Origin of the sequence: Citrobacter cronae (genome assembly GCF_016893685.1) — a bacterium.
In the GTDB taxonomy this organism is placed as follows: domain Bacteria; phylum Pseudomonadota; class Gammaproteobacteria; order Enterobacterales; family Enterobacteriaceae; genus Citrobacter; species Citrobacter werkmanii.
The window spans coordinates 2,840,683-2,858,036 of the sequence record NZ_CP069763.1; the positions used below are offsets into that span (position 1 = coordinate 2,840,683).

Sequence of the window (17,354 nt, forward strand, 5' to 3'; positions counted from 1 at the left end):
CAAGGGTATTTTCGTACGCAATTAAATTCTCGTCAGCGACAGGAGCTGGCCTCTCTCATTGACGGTTATCGACGAGCGACTCAACCGCTGCTTGCGCCAATAACATTACTCAAACACTATATGGCGGAATACCCGGATGCTTATCTCTCCGGGCAGCGCTATTTCAATCCCTGGCCAGAGGCTCTGCGTTTGCGCTACGGGCGTTAATTTTTTTCTTCAGGAGTGTTATGACCACCCATTTGGTCTGGTTTCGGCGTGATTTACGTCTGCACGACAACCTCGCGCTGGCGGCGGCTTGTCGGGATCGTTCTGCGCAGGTGCTGGCGTTATATATATCTACCCCCGGGCAGTGGAAGGCCCACGATATGGCCCCGCGTCAGGTGGCATTTGTCAACGCGCAGTTGAATGCGTTACAAACGGCGCTGGCAGAAAAAGGCATCCCTTTACTGTTTCATGAAGTGGCTGATTTTGCGGCCAGCGTGGACACCGTCAAACGTGTCTGCCTGCAGCATGACGTCAGTCGATTATTTTATAACTATCAATATGAAATAAACGAACGACAGCGTGATGCAAACGTAGAGAAATCATTACCCCAGGTGGTGTGCGAAGGGTTTGATGACAGCGTGATCCTGCCTCCTGGAGCGGTGATGACCGGCAATCATGAGATGTATAAAGTGTTCACGCCGTTTAAAAATGCATGGCTGAAGCGGATTAAAGACGGTATTCCAGAATGTGTGAGCGCGCCGAAAATGAGAGAAAGCGGCGCTCTTGACGCACCGTTAACATCAATAACGCTGAGCTATCCGCAGCAAAATTTTGATGCCCAAAGGTTTGTGGCAGATGAAAAATTGGCCATCGCGCAATTACGCCAGTTTTGCCAGCAGGCTGCGGGAAAATACGAACAGCAGCGTGATTTTCCCGCGATTGACGGGACCAGTCGATTATCCGCAAGCCTGGCGACAGGCGGGTTATCGCCGCGCCAATGCCTGAATCGACTGCTCGCAGAGCAGCCGCAGGCGCTTGAGGGCGGGGCGGGCAGCGTCTGGCTGAACGAGCTTATCTGGCGTGAATTTTATCGTCATCTGATGACGTATCATCCGGCGCTGTGTCGGTATCAACCCTTTATCCGCTGGACCGATCGCGTGCAATGGCAGAATAACCCGACGCATTTGCAGGCCTGGCAAACGGGTCAAACGGGTTACCCGATTGTGGATGCGGCGATGCGTCAGCTCAACGCCACGGGCTGGATGCATAATCGTTTACGCATGATTACGGCCAGTTTTTTAGTAAAAGACCTGCTGATCGACTGGCGTAAAGGGGAGCAGTATTTCATGTCGCAATTGATCGATGGCGACCTGGCGGCCAATAACGGTGGCTGGCAGTGGGCCGCATCCACCGGAACCGATGCCGCACCGTATTTCCGCATATTTAACCCCACGACGCAGGGCGAAAAATTTGACCGTGACGGTGAGTTTATCCGCCAGTGGCTGCCGGAATTGCGCGATGTGCCGGGTAAAGCCATCCATGAGCCGTGGTCGTGGGCGGAAAAAGCGCAGGTGACGCTCAACTATCCTCGCCCGATTGTCGATCATAAGTACGCCAGACTGGCTACGCTGGCGGCATATGAGGCGGCGCGAAAAGGGTAAAGGCAGGGTGGATTTCTGCGTAATGCCTTCCAGCAAAATGAATTTGTTGCAGTTGGGCGCGTTTAGCGCTGAAGTGTGCGCGCAAGGTTGTTAATGCCCTGATGCAGATGCTTTTATCTGGCAGTAAAGTTCCGTCATCTTAATTCGGGTGATGGAACTTGATGACAATGCCAACAACCTCCACACCGCACGACGCGGTATTTAAAACGTTTTTACATCATCCCGAAACGGCACGGGATTTTCTCGACATTCACCTGCCAGCTGAACTGCGGATGCTTTGCGATTTGAATTCGCTGAAGCTGGAGTCAGAAAGCTTTATTGAAGCGGATTTACGTTCGCGCTACTCCGACGTGCTCTGGTCTTTGCACACACGCAACGGTGACGGTTATGTCTATGTGGTGATAGAGCATCAAAGTTCAGCTGAGCCGCATATGGCTTTTCGTCTGTTGCGTTATGCGATGGCGGCGATGCAGCGTCATCTGGACGCAGGGCATAAGGAACTGCCTCTGGTGATACCGATGCTCTTTTATCATGGCTGCCGAAGCCCCTATCCGTACTCATTGTGCTGGCTGGATGCCTTTGCTGACCCCGTGGCGGCAAGACAGCTTTATTCCAGCGCATTTCCGTTGGTAGACATAACGGTGGTACCCGATGATGAGATCATGGCTCACAGACGAATGGCGCTGCTGGAATTAATGCAAAAACATATCCGTCAGCGGGATTTGCTGGGGCTGGTAGAGCAACTGGCCACGCTGCTACTTACTGGATGCGCTAATGACACGCAATTACAGGCGATGTTTAATTACATCCTACAATCTGGCGACGAATCTCGTTTTAATGAATTTATGCAGGAGATAGCGCAACGGATCCCCCAACATAAGGAGAGGCTGATGACTATTGCAGAGCGGTTACGGTTAGATGGATTACAGGAAGGGTTACAGCAGGGATTACAGCAGGGATTACAGGAAGGGTTACAGCAGGGTAAACAAGAAGCCGCATTACGTATAGCGCAAACCATGCTGGAGCAAGGTATAGATCGCACAATGGTGCTACTGGTTACAGGTCTTACTGAAGAGGAACTCGCAGCAATTCAAGCATAATTACCTGAAAAAACAGGCCCGAATCTTATCACATCATCGGGCCTGTACACTCAGGACTCTACCGCTAACGCACGGTTTCTGAATTTCAGCGACTGGTACAGCCAAATCAGCAGCACCAGTACCACACAGGCCAGTGCGCCCCAAGTAATTTCGCTAAAGACGTCGATATAGGCATTGATGGAATAGTTGATGGCGCCGGCAGCGTCAAACGAACCTTGTGACGTCTGGTCGGCGATCACCCCAGCCAGGTAGTTGGCGATTGCGCCGGAAAGCAGCATATAAATGCCGGTTAATACACCGGTTACTCCGGGGATCTCAATGCGGGTAATTTGTGACATTGCCACCGGGTCGATAAACAGTTCCGCAAAGCCCATGACCGCCAGCCCCAATACCATCAGCGGCATGGAAGAGTGGCCGTAAGCGGCGGACCAGCGGGCACTTAAGGTCAGAATACAAAAACCGGCGCTCATTAAACCGAGACCAAGGGCAAATTTGCCCCAGATGCGTACGGTGCGATTGCCGCCTGCGCTCTCTTTGACCACCCATGCCAGCACGATACCGCACAGCATAACCGCAAAGGCGTTAACCGACTGGAACATCGCGGTGGGTACGGAATACCCCATAATGTCGCGATTAACAAAGCGGTCGATATACAGGCTGATTGAGCTACCGCCCTGTTGAGCAAAGGCCCAGAACAGCAGGCTAAAGAAGGTCAGCGTGACGATGAGTCCCAGCTCTTTGCGCTGCTTCTGGGTTTGCGCCTGGCGGTAAATCTTCGCCAGAACCGCCAGACCAATAACAGTAGCAACGATCAGGGCGTACACGGACCACTCTTTCCAGAACAAGACAGTAATCAGCAGTGGGGCGGCAACCAGCAGAACTAACAACCAGGCCCAGTTCGGCAACATGTATTTTTTCGCGCGCAGGACGGCCTTATTGACGCCGGTGGTATGGGCGAAATGGCGATTACCACATAAGAAAATCACCAGCCCTGCCAGCATGCCGATAGCGGCCAGCGCAAACCCCATCGCCCAGCTGTACTCTTCCTGCACATAGCCACAGGCTATCGGGGCAATGATTGAGCCGATGTTGCCGGCGGCGTAGAGCAGAGAGAACCCACCGTCGCGGCGGGGATCTTCAGGCTGATACAGTTCACCCAGCAGGCAACTGACGTTGGATTTAAACAGACCGTAGCCACAGACGATAATCGCTAGCGATAAATAAAGGAATGCCGGGGCCATTTCGCTGGCGCCCAACACCAGATGCCCCACCGCCATCAAAAATGCGCCGATCATCACCGCCATCCGGTTGCCGAGCACTTTATCTGCCAGATACCCTCCGAGAATGGGCGTGACGTAGACCAACGAGCAGTAGGCGCTGAACAGTTCGTAGGCGTGATTATCGTCGTACTTAAGCTGGTTAGTGAGATACAGAATCAGCAGCGCACGCATACCGTAAAAACTGAAATATTCCCAAATTTGTAGCGCGACAACGTAATAAATCGCCCGCGGTTGAGATGCTTGTTTATTCATTGTTTTCTCGAAGTAAATGTCTCGCAACAGGTTGAATGTGCTGTGCGGGCGTGTTTCCTTAAAGTTGTAACTTTGATACAGATCTGATTATTTTTGCAATATGCTGTCTGATTGCATAAATATACATGAATTAGATCGCGTGGTGGTATGCAAATTACGTTCTACAGTGGTGTGATTGTTTCTTAATGTGTCAGTGAAATGACTATCGACGAACGCAGGCGAGGACGCTATTTTAACCTAAGCTGTGTTGCTGATTGGGCAAGCAGAACTTATGACAACGAGGACGATGATGAAAAACACCGAACTGGAACAACTGATCAATGACAAACTGAACAGCGCCGCCATTAGCGACTATGCGCCGAACGGTTTGCAGGTTGAGGGCAAAGAGACGGTGCATAAAATCGTGACCGGCGTGACCGCAAGCCAGGCGCTGCTGGACGAGGCGGTGCGCCTGCAGGCCGATGCGGTCATCGTTCATCACGGTTATTTCTGGAAAGGCGAATCTCCGGTGATTCGCGGCATGAAACGCCATCGTCTGAAAACGCTGTTGGAAAATGATATCAACCTGTATGGCTGGCATCTGCCGCTGGATGCCCATCCGGAACTGGGTAATAACGCGCAGCTTGCCGCGCTATTGGGGATTACCGTGATGGGGGAAATTGAGCCGCTGGTACCGTGGGGTGAACTCTCTATGCCGGTTCCGGGGCTAGAGCTGGCGTCGTGGATTGAAGCGCGTCTGGGCCGTAAACCGTTATGGTGCGGTGATACCGGGCCGGAAAAGGTGCAACGCGTCGCGTGGTGTACGGGGGGCGGTCAAAGCTTCATTGATAGCGCAGCCCGGTTTGGCGTCGATGCCTTTATCACCGGTGAAGTCTCAGAGCAAACCATTCACTCTGCCCGCGAACAGGGGCTGCATTTTTATGCTGCCGGTCACCATGCGACCGAACGCGGCGGGATTCGCGCATTAAGCGAATGGCTGAATGAAAATACCGATCTGGATGTCACTTTTATTGATATTCCTAACCCAGCGTAATAAAGAGGGACCAAAGTGCAGCGAGCGCGTTGTTATCTGTTAGGTGAGACTGCGGTAGTTCTGGAACTGGAACCGCCCATTACGCTGGCAACTCAAAAACGTATCTGGCGTCTGGCCCAGCGTCTGGTTGATGCACCGAATGTACGTGAAGCGATTCCAGGAATGAACAATATCACGGTGATCTTGCGTGACCCACAAACGCTGGCGCTGGATGCGATTGAACGCCTGCAGCGCTGGTGGGAAGAGAGCGAAGCGCTGGAACCGGATTCGCGTTTTATTGAAATTCCCGTGACTTATGGCGGTGAGTTTGGCCCCGATCTGGCAGAGGTCGCCCGGCACAGTGGATTAAGCGACAAGCAGGTTGTTGAACTTCATGCGTCAGTCGACTATGTGGTGTGGTTTATTGGTTTTCAGCCAGGGTTCCCCTATCTGGGGAGCTTACCTGAACCACTCCATACCCCCAGACGGTCAGAACCACGTCTGCTTGTTCCGGCAGGTTCTGTAGGTATTGGTGGATCGCAAACGGGGGTCTATCCGCTTGCCACGCCTGGCGGATGGCAATTGATTGGGCGTACCTCCGTGTCGTTATTTGATCCAAAACGAGAAGAGCCGATCCTGTTGCGCGCTGGGGATACCGTGCGTTTTGTTCCGCAGAAGGAGGGGGTATGTTAAACATCATTCGTGCGGGCATGTACACCTCGGTCCAGGACGGCGGACGCCACAATTTTCGTCAATCCGGCATCAGCCACTGCGGCGCGCTGGATAAACCGGCGTTAAACGTTGCTAACCTGCTGGTGGGAAATGATGCGAATGCCGCTGCGCTGGAAATCACGCTGGGGCAACTGGTAGTCGAATTTGAAGCTGATGGTTGGTTTGCCCTGACCGGCGCCGGATGCGAAGCGCATCTGGATCGCGCTCCTGTGTGGAGTGGGTGGCGACTGCCGGTGAAAGCGGGACAGCGACTGACGCTAAAACGTCCACATCATGGTATGCGTAGTTATCTGGCGGTTGCGGGCGGATTTGATGTTCCCGAAGTCATGGGCTCGCGCAGCACCGATCTTAAAGTCGGCATTGGCGGGCTGGAGGGGCGTCTGCTGCGTGATGGCGATCGGCTGGCGATTGGGGCATCTACCCGGCAATTCAGCGGACCTCAGGGGGTAAAACAGCTGATGTGGGGAAACCACATTCGTGCGCTGCCCGGGCCTGAATACCAGGAATTTGACGAGGTCTCGCAGGCGTCTTTCTGGCGTTCGCCGTGGCAGCTTAGCCCGCAAAGCAACCGGATGGGCTATCGCCTGCAGGGGCAGCCGTTGACGCGTATGACCGATCGCGAGTTGCTGTCGCATGGCTTACTCCCCGGCGTGGTGCAGGTTCCGCATAATGGTCAACCGATCGTGCTGATGAACGATGCCCAGACGACGGGCGGCTATCCGCGCATCGCCTGTATCATCGAAGCGGATATGTACCATCTGGCGCAGATCCCGCTCGGTCAGCCGATTCATTTTGTGCAGTGTTCGCTGGAGGAAGCGCTTAAGGCGCGCCACGATCAGCAGCGTTACCTGCAACAGTTAACATGGCGACTTAATAATGAAAATTGATCTCAACGCAGACCTCGGTGAGGGCTGTGCTAACGATGCATCGCTGCTGCAACTGGTGTCGTCAGCTAATATCGCCTGTGGATTTCACGCCGGTGATGCGCAAACCATGCTTTTAAGCGTGCGTGAAGCGCTAAAAAATGGCGTGGCGGTAGGCGCACATCCGAGCTTTCCGGATCGGGAGAATTTTGGCCGTAGCGCCATGACTCTGCCTGTGGAAACGGTTTATGCGCAGACGCTGTATCAAATTGGCGCGCTGGCAGCCATTACGCGCGCGGAAGGCGGCGTGATGCGCCATGTGAAACCCCACGGTATGCTTTATAACCAGGCGGCAAAAGATCCACAGTTGGCGGATGCGATTGCGAAAGCGGTGCATGCCTGCGATCCTTCGCTGGTTCTGGTGGGGCTGGCGGGAAGCGAACTGATTCGCGCCGGGGAACATTATGGCCTGGTGACGCGTCAGGAGGTTTTTGCCGATCGGGGTTATCAGGCTGACGGCAGTCTGGTTCCGCGTAGCCAGCCTGGTGCATTGATTGAGGATGAAGAGCAGGCGCTGGCGCAAACGCTAGAAATGGTGCAATCCGGTAGAGTAAAAAGCCAGAGCGGAACATGGGCGAACGTGATAGCCCAAACGGTATGCATTCATGGGGATGGCGAGCACGCACTCGCTTTTGCCCGTCGCTTGCGCAGCGCATTCGAAGCATGCAATATTCAAATTAGCGCATAATTTTTTCATAAAAAACAATAATATATTACACAACAACATAAGGGATTTAATTATGGGAGAGGTCATTTCTCTCTGGCCATTGACGGGTATCGCCGTCATTGTGGTCGGATTTCTTTTACGTTTTAACCCGGTATTGGTGGTCATTATTGCCGGGATCGTCACCGGACTGGCGGCGCATATGCCAATCGCTACCATTCTGGAAAAGCTGGGTGAGGGATTTCTCAACACCCGCAACCTGCCGTTTATCCTGCTGATCCCCCTGGCGGTTATTGGTCTGCTGGAGCGTCACGGACTGAAAGAGCGCGCTCAGGCGTGGATTGCCAAAATCCGCAGCGCCACCAGCGGCCGTCTGCTCATTGTCTATCTGTTTATTCGTGAGGCGACCGCCGCCTTAGGGCTGACCAGCCTGGGGGGACATCCGCAGATGGTGCGTCCGCTGCTGGCGCCAATGGCGGAAGGGGCCGCCGAGAAAAACCACGGTGAGATACCGGGCGCGGTTCGTTATCGTCTGCGCGCCATGTCTGCCGCGACTGATAACGTTGGGCTGTTTTTCGGTGAAGATATCTTTGTTGCCTTCGGTGCCATCATATTCATGCACAATTTTATGCTGGAATCGGGCGGGATCCAGACCGAACCGCTGCATATCGCCCTGTGGGGGATCCCGACGGCAATTTGCGCCTTCCTGATCCACGGCACGCGTCTGTGGCGGCTGGATAGCTATTTGCAGCGTGAAGTGGCGAAAGCGAATGCCGCAGCGAAAGGGGAAGCGAAATGAATTTTCAGCAAAGCTATCTCTACTGGCTGGCAGGCGCGGTATTACTGATTGTGGCGCTGATGTCCTGGCGGGATAAGGCTAACCCGCGTCGCTTAACCACCGGTCTGTTTTGGGGCCTGTACGGCGTTCTCTTTCTGCTTGGCGACTGGACATACTCGCTGTTTGGCGATAAACGCGCGGTGCATATTGCCGTCGGCGTCGCGGTGGTCATACTGGCCCTGATCGCCGGTTTCGGCGGCGTAAAGCTGGGAAGCTACCATCAACGAACGCAGCAACAGCGCGAAGAGAGCGCCAGTCGTCTGGGTAATCGCCTGTTTTTTCCGGCGCTGGCGATCCCGGTGGTAACCGTTATCGGCGTGCTGATGTTCAACCATATTCCGGGTTTACAGGATGCGCTGTTTGGGCCGGGTAATCATGCCACGCTGGTGACGCTCTTTTCGATGACCGCAGGTTCGTTGATTGGTCTGGCGATGGCGATAAAAATGACCCATGAGCGGGTGCATCAGCCGATTCAGGAGGCACGCCGACTGCTGGACTCCATCGGGTGGGCATTCATCCTGCCGCAGATCCTGGCCACACTCGGACTGTTGTTCACTGCGGCGGGCGTCGGCAGCGGCATTTCATATCTGACCCAGGAATATCTGGCGGTGGATAGCCGTTTTATCGCGGTGGCGGTGTACACCATTGGTATGGCCTTGTTGACGATGGTGATGGGCAATGCGTTTGCCGCATTCCCGATCGTGACCGCGGGAATCGGTATTCCGATCCTGGTCTTGCAACACGGTGGTAACCCGGCGGTGATGGCGGCGATTGGCATGTTCTCCGGCTATTGCGGAACATTGATGACGCCAATGGCGGCGAACTTCAATATTGTGCCTGCGGCGCTGCTGGAGCTACCAGACAAAAACGCGGTGATTAAAGCACAGGTGCCAACCGGCATACTGTTGCTGTTGGTTAACGTTTTCCTGATGTATTTCCTGATGTTCCTGTAAGGAGGAAGGATGAAAACAGTACTCATCACGGGATTTGAACCCTTTGGCGGCGAGTCAGTTAACCCTTCCTGGGAAGTGGTCTCGGGTCTCGACAATGCTATCATCGATGGATGCCGTGTCGTTGCTCGCCAGTTGCCGTGCGTCTTTGGCGAGTCTCTCTCCGTACTCAATGCCGCGATTGACGCATTGTCGCCATCGCTGGTGCTGGCGGTGGGGCAGGCGGGTGGCAGAACGGATATCACCGTGGAGCGCGTGGCGATCAATGTTGACGATGCGCGTATTGCGGATAATCAGGGGCAACAGCCGATTGATGTACCGATTGTGGCCGATGGCCCTGCGGCGTGGTTCAGCACATTGCCGATCAAAGCGATGGTTGTCGCCATGCGCAACGCGGGAATTCCGGCCTCGGTTTCTCAGACGGCGGGTACCTTCGTGTGTAACCACGTGATGTATGGCCTGCTGCATAAATTACGCGACGTGCCGGCAGTGAAGGGCGGTTTTATTCATATTCCTTATCTGCCACAACAGGCCGCGCAGCACCCCGGTGCGCCAAGTATGGCGGCGGAAACAGTACGTCGGGCACTGGAGGTCGCGATTGCCACCGCATTGCAGTTGGAAAGCGATATCGCGGTAACAGGCGGCGCAACACATTAACAAAGGACAGTATTATGCCTGAAGGCCCGGAGATCCGCCGCGCGGCGGATACCCTGGAGGCGGCAGTCAAAGGTAAACCCCTGACGGATGTCTGGTTTGCCTTTGAGCAGTTAAAACCGTATCAATCCCAACTCATCGGGCAGAGTGTTACCCAGCTTGAAACGCGGGGTAAAGCCTTGCTGACCCATTTTTCCAATGGCCTGACGCTGTATAGCCACAATCAGCTTTACGGCGTGTGGCGAGTGGTCGATACCGGCAACATTCCGCAAACCACGCGGGTGCTGCGCGTCAGGCTGCAAACCGAGGATAAAACTATCCTGCTGTATAGCGCGTCTGACATCGAAATGCTGACGCCAGAGCAGCTCACCACCCATCCATTTCTGCAACGGGTTGGACCGGACGTGCTGGATTTGCGTTTAACGGCCGCAGAGGTAAAAACGCGTCTGCTGTCATCCCGTTTTCGCAATCGCCAGTTTTCCGGTCTGCTGTTGGATCAGGCATTTCTGGCGGGATTAGGTAACTATCTGCGGGTAGAAATTCTCTGGCAGGTGGGGTTGACCGGTCAGCATAAAGCGTCACAGCTTAGCGATGAACAGTTGGATGCGCTGGCGCAAGCGCTACTTGATATTCCTCGCCTGTCGTATAACACTCGCGGCCAGGTCGATGACAATAAGCACCACGGCGCGCTGTTTCGCTTTAAGGTCTTTCATCGGGATGGCGAAGCCTGTGAGCGCTGTGGCGGCATCATCGAGAAAACGACTCTTTCCTCGCGACCCTTTTACTGGTGTCCGGGCTGCCAGCATTAGGTGGACTGTCTTGGCGCATGCGCTGAAATAAAACGCGCCACCGCCGGACCGGTCAATAAAATACTGAACAGCCGCAGGGTTTGCATCGCCATGATTAGCGCTATATCTGCGTGGCTGCCAGCGGCAATTACCGCGACGGAATCCACTCCGCCAGGGCTGGTCGCCAGATAGGCGGTGAGAAAGTCGATTTGCATATAATGCGCCAGCCCCCAGGCCATCGCGGCACAAATCGCCATCAGTGAAAAAATGGACAACAATATTTGCGGCAGTGGCCGCAGCGCCATTAAAAAAATCTGTTTGTCAAAGCCAAGACCGATTTGCCAGCCAATCGCCATATACGCTATCGCCAGTAACCATTCCGGCAGTTCAATGACCATTATACCGCCTGCGTTTAGCAATGCGCCCGCCAGCATGGGCAGTAACATCACGCCGGAGGGGATACGCAGTAAGCGCCCGGCCACACCAGCAACTGCGGCCAGCAGTATGGTACTTAACAGATTAAGACTCAGCGGTGGAAACCAGACGATTTGCTGGCCGACCGTTTGTGCCTGTTCGCCCATGACAAATCGGGTGACCAGCGCGGCAGCGCCGACCACCAACAGTACGCGCAAATACTGCATAAACGCCACCAGGCGGATGTCAGCGCCATAATCCTGCGCCATCGCAACCATCGCGGCTGCCCCGCCAGGTGATGACCCCCACGCGCCGGTGTTCCCCGGTAGATTGCTGTAACGAACCAGCAGCCACCCGATCACCGCGCTGCTAATCAGGGTTGCCAGCAGGATGACAATCACCATCGGCCAGTGTGCCGCAAGTGTCGTTAAAATGGATCCAGTGAGGTTTTGCGCAATCATGCAGCCGAGAATGGCCTGAGCGGCAAGAAATGTGCAGCGGGGAGGGTGCAGGGAGATCCCGCGCATACTGAAAATGATACCGACAATCATCGAGCCGAGCAGCAATGCGCCTGGAAGATGTATCAACAGAAAGAACAGGGAAAGAAGGAGTGATAGCAGAAATAGCAGGCTCCACTGCAAAACAGGCATCCCATGCTCCTGAGTGAAATGAGGAAGATCTCAGTAAATCATAGAGAAAACGTGATGAGAATAAAATAATGTGGCTCAAGAATAAACAGACCGGACAGCGGCATTAACACCCTGTCCGGCCTGGAAGATTCAAGGGAGTAGGCCGGACAGGCGAGAGCGCTATCCGGCAGACAATTAACGCTTAATATCAGACTTAAAGTCGCGCTTGTCGTAGCCGGTATACAGCTGACGAGGACGGGCGATTTTCATGCCGTCGGTGTGCATTTCGTTCCAGTGTGCAATCCAGCCAACGGTACGCGCCATGGCGAAGATCACAGTGAACATGGAGGACGGAATGCCCATCGCTTTCAGAATGATGCCAGAGTAGAAGTCGACGTTCGGGTAGAGTTTCTTCTCGATGAAGTACGGGTCGTTGAGCGCAATGTGCTCAAGCTCCATTGCCACTTCCAGCAGATCATCTTTGGTGCCCAGCTCTTTCAGCACTTCATGGCAGGTTTCACGCATCACGGTGGCGCGCGGGTCATAGTTTTTGTAAACACGGTGACCAAAGCCCATCAGGCGGAAAGAATCATTCTTGTCTTTCGCGCGGCGAACAAATTCCGGAATGTGTTTAACTGAGCTGATTTCTTCCAGCATTTTCAGCGCAGCTTCGTTGGCGCCGCCGTGTGCCGGTCCCCACAGGGAAGCAATACCAGCCGCGATGCAGGCAAACGGGTTCGCGCCAGAAGAACCTGCGGTACGTACGGTAGAGGTCGAGGCGTTCTGTTCGTGGTCAGCGTGCAGGATCAGGATACGGTCCATGGCGCGTTCCAGGATTGGATTAACTTCGTATTTTTCGCACGGCGTGGAGAACATCATGTTCAGGAAGTTACCGGCGTAGGAGAGATCATTGCGCGGGTAAACGAACGGCTGGCCGATGGAGTATTTGTAACACATCGCTGCCATGGTCGGCATTTTGGACAGCAGACGGAAAGCGGCGATTTCACGGTGACGCGCATTATTTACGTCCAGCGAATCGTGATAGAACGCAGCCAGCGCCCCGGTGACACCGCACATAACGGCCATCGGGTGAGAGTCGCGGCGGAAACCGTGGAACAGACGCGTGATCTGCTCGTGAATCATGGTATGGCGAGTGACCGTGGTTTTGAACTCGTCGTACTCCTCCTGCGTCGGTTTTTCGCCGTACAGCAGGATATAACACACTTCCAGATAGTTGGACTCGGTCGCCAACTGGTCAATCGGGAAGCCGCGATGCAGCAAAATGCCTTCATCACCATCGATGAACGTAATTTTGGATTCGCAGGATGCGGTAGAGGTGAAACCTGGGTCAAAAGTAAACATCCCCTTTGAGCCAAGGCTACGAATATCAATAACATCTTGACCGAGCGTACCTTTCAGCACATCCAGTTCAATAGCAGCGTCACCATTTAGAGTGATTTTTGCTTTAGTATCAGCCATTTACGGTCTCCTTAACGCCTTATTACTTAAGACTGCGGAAGTCAGACTTGTTTTCGATACATCAATCAACCGTTACCAGTTTTTTATTCGGCTCGCCGCTCTGCGATAGAGGCGAAAACCAGGGTACAGAGCAATGGGCGCTTGCAGGTAAATCAGTTAACTCATGGTGAAATAGTAACAAATCAACAACTTAGCAATCCGAATTATTTAACCTGTCTATCACTAATAACTGTCCTGAAGGTATTGGTCAATACTTCCACACTGTTACATAACTAAATCTCCGGTGAAAGAGTGACCCCATAACTTTTACGCATTATATGCTTTTTCTGGTGTCGTTTGTAACAACTTTGTTTAATGATTGTCAAATCAGATGATTAAAAATTAAAATAATGTTGTTATCGTGACCTATGTCACTGTTCGGGATAAAACCCGACAAACTATATGTAGGTTAATTGTAATGATTTTGTGAACGTCCTATACTGCCGCCAGGTCTCCGGAATACCCTGCAATCCCGAGCCAACCAGCGTTGTAACGTGTCGTTTTAGCAACTGGAAGCAGTGTTTTATATGACGCGTAGTTATAGTAAGGACGCTGTCTGACCCGCAAGCAGACCGGAGGAAGGAAATCCCGGCGTCTTTCAGACTACAGAAGTCTTATCTTCTGTGCCCGAAGTCCAAAGGGAATAATAAGAACAGCATGTGGGCGTTATTCATGATAAGAAATGTGAAAAAACAAAGACCTGTCAATCTGGATCTGCAAACGATCCGGTTCCCAATCACGGCGATAGCGTCCATTCTCCATCGCGTTTCCGGAGTGATCACCTTCGTGGCGGTCGGGATTCTGTTGTGGTTATTGGGTACCAGCCTTTCCTCCCCTGAAGGTTTCCTCACGGCGTCATCCATTATGAATAACTTCTTTGTGGAGTTAATCATGTGGGGGATCCTGATTGCGCTGGCCTATCACGCCGTAATGGGCATTCGCCATCTGTTGATGGATTTTGGCTATATCGAAGAAACCCTCGAAGCAGGGACACGCTCCGCCAAAATTTGTTTCGTTATCATTGTCGTGCTTTCACTTCTCGCAGGAGTCCTCGTATGGTAAGCAACGCCTCCGCATTAGGACGCAACGGCGTACATGACTTCATTCTGGTCCGTGCTACCGCTATCGTTCTGACGTTATACATCATCTATATGGTCGGCTTCTTCGCCACCAGCGGCGAGTTGACCTTTGAAGTCTGGACCGGTTTCTTCTCATCGGCATTCACCAAAGTCTTCACCCTGCTGGCGCTTTTTTCCATCTTGATTCATGCCTGGATTGGCATGTGGCAGGTGTTGACCGACTACGTTAAACCGCTGGCTGTACGCCTGATTCTGCAACTGGCTATCGTCGTTGCGCTGGTGGTTTACGTCATTTATGGATTTGTTGTGGTGTGGGGTGTGTAATGAAACTGCCAGTCAGAGAATTTGATGCTGTTGTGATTGGTGCCGGTGGCGCAGGTATGCGCGCGGCGCTGCAAATTTCCCAGAGCGGACAGACCTGTGCGCTGCTCTCCAAAGTATTTCCAACCCGTTCCCATACCGTATCCGCGCAGGGTGGCATCACCGTGGCGCTCGGTAATACCCATGAAGATAACTGGGAATGGCACATGTACGACACCGTCAAAGGGTCGGACTACATTGGCGATCAGGACGCAATTGAATATATGTGTAAAACCGGCCCGGAAGCGATTCTGGAGCTGGACCATATGGGCCTGCCGTTCTCTCGTCTCGATAATGGCACCATTTATCAACGTCCGTTTGGCGGTCAGTCGAAAAACTTCGGCGGCGAGCAGGCGGCTCGTACCGCCGCAGCGGCAGACCGTACCGGCCACGCGCTACTGCATACCCTGTATCAGCAGAACCTGAAAAACCACACCACCATCTTTTCTGAGTGGTATGCGTTGGACCTGGTAAAGAACGCTGACGGCGCGATTGTCGGTTGTACCGCACTGTGTATCGAAACCGGTGAAGTGGTTTACTTTAAAGCCCGCGCAACCGTACTGGCCACCGGCGGCGCAGGCCGTATTTATCAATCCACTACTAACGCCCACATCAATACCGGTGACGGCGTCGGTATGGCTATCCGCGCTGGCGTGCCGGTGCAGGATATGGAGATGTGGCAGTTCCACCCCACCGGTATCGCCGGCGCGGGCGTGCTGGTCACAGAAGGCTGCCGCGGTGAAGGCGGCTATCTGCTGAACAAACACGGCGAGCGCTTCATGGAGCGTTATGCCCCGAATGCGAAAGATCTGGCGGGTCGTGACGTGGTGGCGCGTTCCATCATGATCGAAATCCGTGAAGGCCGCGGCTGTGATGGCCCGTGGGGTCCGCACGCCAAGCTGAAACTCGATCATCTGGGTAAAGAAGTGCTGGAGTCCCGGCTGCCGGGTATTCTCGAACTGTCTCGTACGTTTGCCCACGTTGACCCGGTGAAAGAGCCGATCCCGGTAATTCCTACCTGTCACTATATGATGGGCGGTATCCCGACCAAAGTAACCGGTCAGGCGTTGACCGTAAACGAGCAGGGCGAAGATGTGGTGATTCCGGGGCTGTTTGCGGTAGGCGAAATCGCCTGCGTATCGGTTCACGGCGCCAACCGTCTGGGCGGCAACTCGCTGCTGGATCTGGTGGTCTTTGGTCGTGCGGTAGGTCTGCATCTGCAGGAATCTATCGCGGAACAGGGCGACCTGCTGGATGCGACGGAAGACGAGATCGATGCTTCTCTGGCCCGTCTGAATCGCTGGAACGGCAACCGTAACGGCGAAGATCCAGTGGCCATTCGCAAAGCGCTGCAGGAATGTATGCAGCATAACTTCTCGGTATTCCGCGAAGGCGATGCGATGGCGAAAGGACTGGAAGAGCTGAAAGCGATTCGTGAGCGTCTGAAAAACGCCCGTCTGGATGATACCTCCAGTGAATTTAACACCCAGCGTGTTGAGTGTCTGGAGCTGGATAACCTGATGGAAACCGCTTACGCCACCGCAGTCTCTGCAAACTTCCGTACCGAAAGCCGTGGCGCGCATAGCCGCTTCGACTTCCCGGAACGTGATGATGAAAACTGGCTGTGCCATTCCCTGTATCTGCCAGAGTCGGAAACCATGACGCGACGTCAAGTCAATATGGAACCGAAGCTGCGCCCGGCATTCCCGCCGAAGATTCGTACTTATTAATGCGGAGACAGGACAATGAAACTCGAGTTTTCAGTTTATCGCTATAACCCGGATGTTGACGATGCTCCGCGTATGCAGGATTACACCCTGGAGGCGGAAGAAGGGCGCGACATGATGCTGCTGGATGCGTTAATGCAGCTGAAAGAAAAAGATCCGTCGCTGTCGTTTCGTCGTTCCTGCCGTGAAGGGGTCTGCGGCTCTGACGGTCTGAACATGAACGGCAAAAATGGACTGGCCTGTATCACACCTGTTTCTGCGCTGAATCAGCCGGGCAAGAAGATTGTCATTCGCCCGCTGCCGGGTTTACCGGTTGTGCGCGATTTGGTGGTAGACATGGGACAATTCTACGCACAGTATGAGAAGATTAAGCCTTACTTGTTGAATAATGGGAAAAATCCACCGGCTCGTGAGCATTTACAAATGCCAGAGCAGCGTGAGAAGCTCGATGGGCTGTATGAATGTATTTTGTGTGCATGCTGCTCAACGTCCTGCCCATCATTCTGGTGGAATCCGGACAAGTTCATCGGTCCGGCAGGTCTGCTGGCCGCGTATCGCTTCCTGATTGACAGCCGCGATACCGAGACTGACAGCCGCCTGGAAGGTTTAAGTGATGCTTTCAGCGTATTCCGCTGTCACAGCATCATGAACTGCGTCAGCGTATGTCCTAAGGGGCTAAACCCTACGCGCGCCATCGGCCATATTAAGTCGATGCTGCTCAAGCGTAGTGCGTAAGTTGTTGTAGTGGTTGCCGGATGGCGACGTACCGTCTTATCCGGCCTACAGGT

At 53.7% G+C, this 17,354-nt stretch carries 18 protein-coding genes and 1 pseudogene; 15 read left to right on the forward strand and 4 right to left on the reverse strand.

Translation table 11 applies throughout. The annotated features are described in order from the left end of the window. The 3 genes from JSN25_RS12110 to JSN25_RS12120 form a co-directional block, all read left to right on the forward strand. Nucleotides 1-207 (forward strand): DUF1722 domain-containing protein (locus tag JSN25_RS12110; protein ID WP_204524966.1); only part of this gene is annotated, 207 nt, incomplete at its 5' end. A gap of 20 nt (nucleotides 208-227) precedes the next feature. Further along, nucleotides 228-1,646, forward strand: a complete 1,419-nt coding sequence (gene phrB / locus JSN25_RS12115; RefSeq protein ID WP_204524967.1) for a deoxyribodipyrimidine photo-lyase — start codon at nucleotides 228-230, stop codon at nucleotides 1,644-1,646. A gap of 161 nt (nucleotides 1,647-1,807) precedes the next feature. Then, nucleotides 1,808-2,746: an Rpn family recombination-promoting nuclease/putative transposase gene (locus tag JSN25_RS12120; RefSeq protein ID WP_204524968.1), complete on the forward strand. Its 939-nt coding sequence runs from the start codon at nucleotides 1,808-1,810 to the stop codon at nucleotides 2,744-2,746. A gap of 50 nt (nucleotides 2,747-2,796) precedes the next feature. Here the strand turns inward: JSN25_RS12120 and dtpD are convergent, their stop codons facing one another. After that, nucleotides 2,797-4,278, reverse strand: coding sequence for a dipeptide permease DtpD (dtpD, locus tag JSN25_RS12125; protein WP_085047498.1), 1,482 nt, complete (start codon nucleotides 4,276-4,278; stop codon nucleotides 2,797-2,799). A 289-nt stretch (nucleotides 4,279-4,567) separates the two neighbouring features. On the opposite strand from dtpD, the gene ybgI reads away from it, so the two are divergent. From ybgI to nei, 8 genes are read left to right on the forward strand one after another with little or no spacing between them, the layout of a single operon-like run. Continuing rightward, a complete protein-coding gene (ybgI, locus tag JSN25_RS12130; protein WP_016152273.1) occupies nucleotides 4,568-5,311 on the forward strand; it encodes a radiation resistance protein YbgI in 744 nt (247 codons plus the stop codon). A gap of 15 nt (nucleotides 5,312-5,326) precedes the next feature. Next, entirely contained in the window at nucleotides 5,327-5,983 is a 657-nt protein-coding gene (gene pxpB, locus JSN25_RS12135; RefSeq protein ID WP_038638862.1) for a 5-oxoprolinase subunit PxpB, read from the forward strand. Beyond that, nucleotides 5,977-6,909 (forward strand): 5-oxoprolinase subunit PxpC, encoded by a 933-nt coding sequence (pxpC, locus tag JSN25_RS12140; protein WP_038638865.1) that lies wholly within the window; start codon nucleotides 5,977-5,979, stop codon nucleotides 6,907-6,909. The genes pxpB and pxpC overlap by 7 nt, the downstream gene beginning before the upstream one ends. After that, nucleotides 6,899-7,633 (forward strand): 5-oxoprolinase subunit PxpA, encoded by a 735-nt coding sequence (pxpA, locus tag JSN25_RS12145; RefSeq protein WP_085047496.1) that lies wholly within the window; start codon nucleotides 6,899-6,901, stop codon nucleotides 7,631-7,633. The genes pxpC and pxpA overlap by 11 nt, the downstream gene beginning before the upstream one ends. A gap of 52 nt (nucleotides 7,634-7,685) precedes the next feature. After that, nucleotides 7,686-8,408 carry a DUF969 domain-containing protein gene (locus JSN25_RS12150; protein ID WP_003831395.1) on the forward strand — a complete coding sequence of 241 codons (723 nt, stop codon included), beginning with the start codon at nucleotides 7,686-7,688 and terminating at the stop codon, nucleotides 8,406-8,408. Then, nucleotides 8,405-9,400 carry a DUF979 domain-containing protein gene (locus tag JSN25_RS12155; protein WP_038638872.1) on the forward strand — a complete coding sequence of 332 codons (996 nt, stop codon included), beginning with the start codon at nucleotides 8,405-8,407 and terminating at the stop codon, nucleotides 9,398-9,400. Before JSN25_RS12150 ends, JSN25_RS12155 begins: the two co-directional genes overlap by 4 nt. A 9-nt stretch (nucleotides 9,401-9,409) precedes the next feature. Then, nucleotides 9,410-10,054, forward strand: coding sequence for a pyroglutamyl-peptidase I (pcp, locus tag JSN25_RS12160; RefSeq protein WP_038638875.1), 645 nt, complete (start codon nucleotides 9,410-9,412; stop codon nucleotides 10,052-10,054). 14 nt (nucleotides 10,055-10,068) lie between these two features. Continuing rightward, the gene (nei, locus tag JSN25_RS12165; RefSeq protein WP_038638879.1) at nucleotides 10,069-10,860 is read left to right on the forward strand and encodes an endonuclease VIII; all 792 of its coding nucleotides are present in this window, start codon (nucleotides 10,069-10,071) and stop codon (nucleotides 10,858-10,860) included. Here nei and JSN25_RS12170 read toward each other — a convergent pair. The 3 genes and pseudogenes from JSN25_RS12170 to JSN25_RS12180 form a co-directional block, all read right to left on the reverse strand. Then, nucleotides 10,857-11,903 (reverse strand): AbrB family transcriptional regulator, encoded by a 1,047-nt coding sequence (locus JSN25_RS12170; protein ID WP_137351016.1) that lies wholly within the window; start codon nucleotides 11,901-11,903, stop codon nucleotides 10,857-10,859. The genes nei and JSN25_RS12170 overlap by 4 nt on opposite strands. A 174-nt stretch (nucleotides 11,904-12,077) precedes the next feature. After that, nucleotides 12,078-13,361, reverse strand: a complete 1,284-nt coding sequence (locus JSN25_RS12175; protein ID WP_006685463.1) for a citrate synthase — start codon at nucleotides 13,359-13,361, stop codon at nucleotides 12,078-12,080. 203 nt (nucleotides 13,362-13,564) lie between these two features. Continuing rightward, nucleotides 13,565-13,675, reverse strand: a pseudogene (locus JSN25_RS12180) (hypothetical protein). Nucleotides 13,676-14,057: 382 nt separating this feature from the next. On the opposite strand from JSN25_RS12180, the gene sdhC reads away from it, so the two are divergent. From sdhC to sdhB, 4 genes are read left to right on the forward strand one after another with little or no spacing between them, the layout of a single operon-like run. After that, nucleotides 14,058-14,462 (forward strand): succinate dehydrogenase cytochrome b556 subunit, encoded by a 405-nt coding sequence (gene sdhC / locus JSN25_RS12185; RefSeq protein ID WP_042309715.1) that lies wholly within the window; start codon nucleotides 14,058-14,060, stop codon nucleotides 14,460-14,462. Next, a complete protein-coding gene (sdhD, locus tag JSN25_RS12190; RefSeq protein WP_005122550.1) occupies nucleotides 14,456-14,803 on the forward strand; it encodes a succinate dehydrogenase membrane anchor subunit in 348 nt (115 codons plus the stop codon). The genes sdhC and sdhD overlap by 7 nt, the downstream gene beginning before the upstream one ends. Then, nucleotides 14,803-16,569, forward strand: a complete 1,767-nt coding sequence (sdhA, locus tag JSN25_RS12195) for a succinate dehydrogenase flavoprotein subunit (RefSeq protein ID WP_038638885.1) — start codon at nucleotides 14,803-14,805, stop codon at nucleotides 16,567-16,569. The genes sdhD and sdhA overlap by 1 nt, the downstream gene beginning before the upstream one ends. A 15-nt stretch (nucleotides 16,570-16,584) precedes the next feature. Further along, nucleotides 16,585-17,301 carry a succinate dehydrogenase iron-sulfur subunit SdhB gene (gene sdhB, locus JSN25_RS12200; RefSeq protein ID WP_038638888.1) on the forward strand — a complete coding sequence of 239 codons (717 nt, stop codon included), beginning with the start codon at nucleotides 16,585-16,587 and terminating at the stop codon, nucleotides 17,299-17,301. Nucleotides 17,302-17,354 lie beyond the last annotated feature (53 nt).

What these genes read in the sequence shown, in the direction of transcription:
- phrB (WP_204524967.1), top strand. Translation starts at nt 228, where the DNA reads ATGACCACCCATTTGGTCTGGTTTCGGCGTGATTTACGTCTGCACGAC.
- JSN25_RS12120 (WP_204524968.1), top strand. Translation starts at nt 1,808, where the DNA reads ATGACAATGCCAACAACCTCCACACCGCACGACGCGGTATTTAAAACG.
- dtpD (WP_085047498.1), bottom strand. Translation starts at nt 4,278, where the DNA reads ATGAATAAACAAGCATCTCAACCGCGGGCGATTTATTACGTTGTCGCG.
- ybgI (WP_016152273.1), top strand. Translation starts at nt 4,568, where the DNA reads ATGAAAAACACCGAACTGGAACAACTGATCAATGACAAACTGAACAGC.
- pxpC (WP_038638865.1), top strand. Translation starts at nt 5,977, where the DNA reads ATGTTAAACATCATTCGTGCGGGCATGTACACCTCGGTCCAGGACGGC.
- pxpA (WP_085047496.1), top strand. Translation starts at nt 6,899, where the DNA reads ATGAAAATTGATCTCAACGCAGACCTCGGTGAGGGCTGTGCTAACGAT.
- JSN25_RS12150 (WP_003831395.1), top strand. Translation starts at nt 7,686, where the DNA reads ATGGGAGAGGTCATTTCTCTCTGGCCATTGACGGGTATCGCCGTCATT.
- JSN25_RS12155 (WP_038638872.1), top strand. Translation starts at nt 8,405, where the DNA reads ATGAATTTTCAGCAAAGCTATCTCTACTGGCTGGCAGGCGCGGTATTA.
- pcp (WP_038638875.1), top strand. Translation starts at nt 9,410, where the DNA reads ATGAAAACAGTACTCATCACGGGATTTGAACCCTTTGGCGGCGAGTCA.
- nei (WP_038638879.1), top strand. Translation starts at nt 10,069, where the DNA reads ATGCCTGAAGGCCCGGAGATCCGCCGCGCGGCGGATACCCTGGAGGCG.
- JSN25_RS12170 (WP_137351016.1), bottom strand. Translation starts at nt 11,903, where the DNA reads ATGCCTGTTTTGCAGTGGAGCCTGCTATTTCTGCTATCACTCCTTCTT.
- JSN25_RS12175 (WP_006685463.1), bottom strand. Translation starts at nt 13,361, where the DNA reads ATGGCTGATACTAAAGCAAAAATCACTCTAAATGGTGACGCTGCTATT.
- sdhC (WP_042309715.1), top strand. Translation starts at nt 14,058, where the DNA reads ATGTGGGCGTTATTCATGATAAGAAATGTGAAAAAACAAAGACCTGTC.
- sdhD (WP_005122550.1), top strand. Translation starts at nt 14,456, where the DNA reads ATGGTAAGCAACGCCTCCGCATTAGGACGCAACGGCGTACATGACTTC.
- sdhA (WP_038638885.1), top strand. Translation starts at nt 14,803, where the DNA reads ATGAAACTGCCAGTCAGAGAATTTGATGCTGTTGTGATTGGTGCCGGT.
- sdhB (WP_038638888.1), top strand. Translation starts at nt 16,585, where the DNA reads ATGAAACTCGAGTTTTCAGTTTATCGCTATAACCCGGATGTTGACGAT.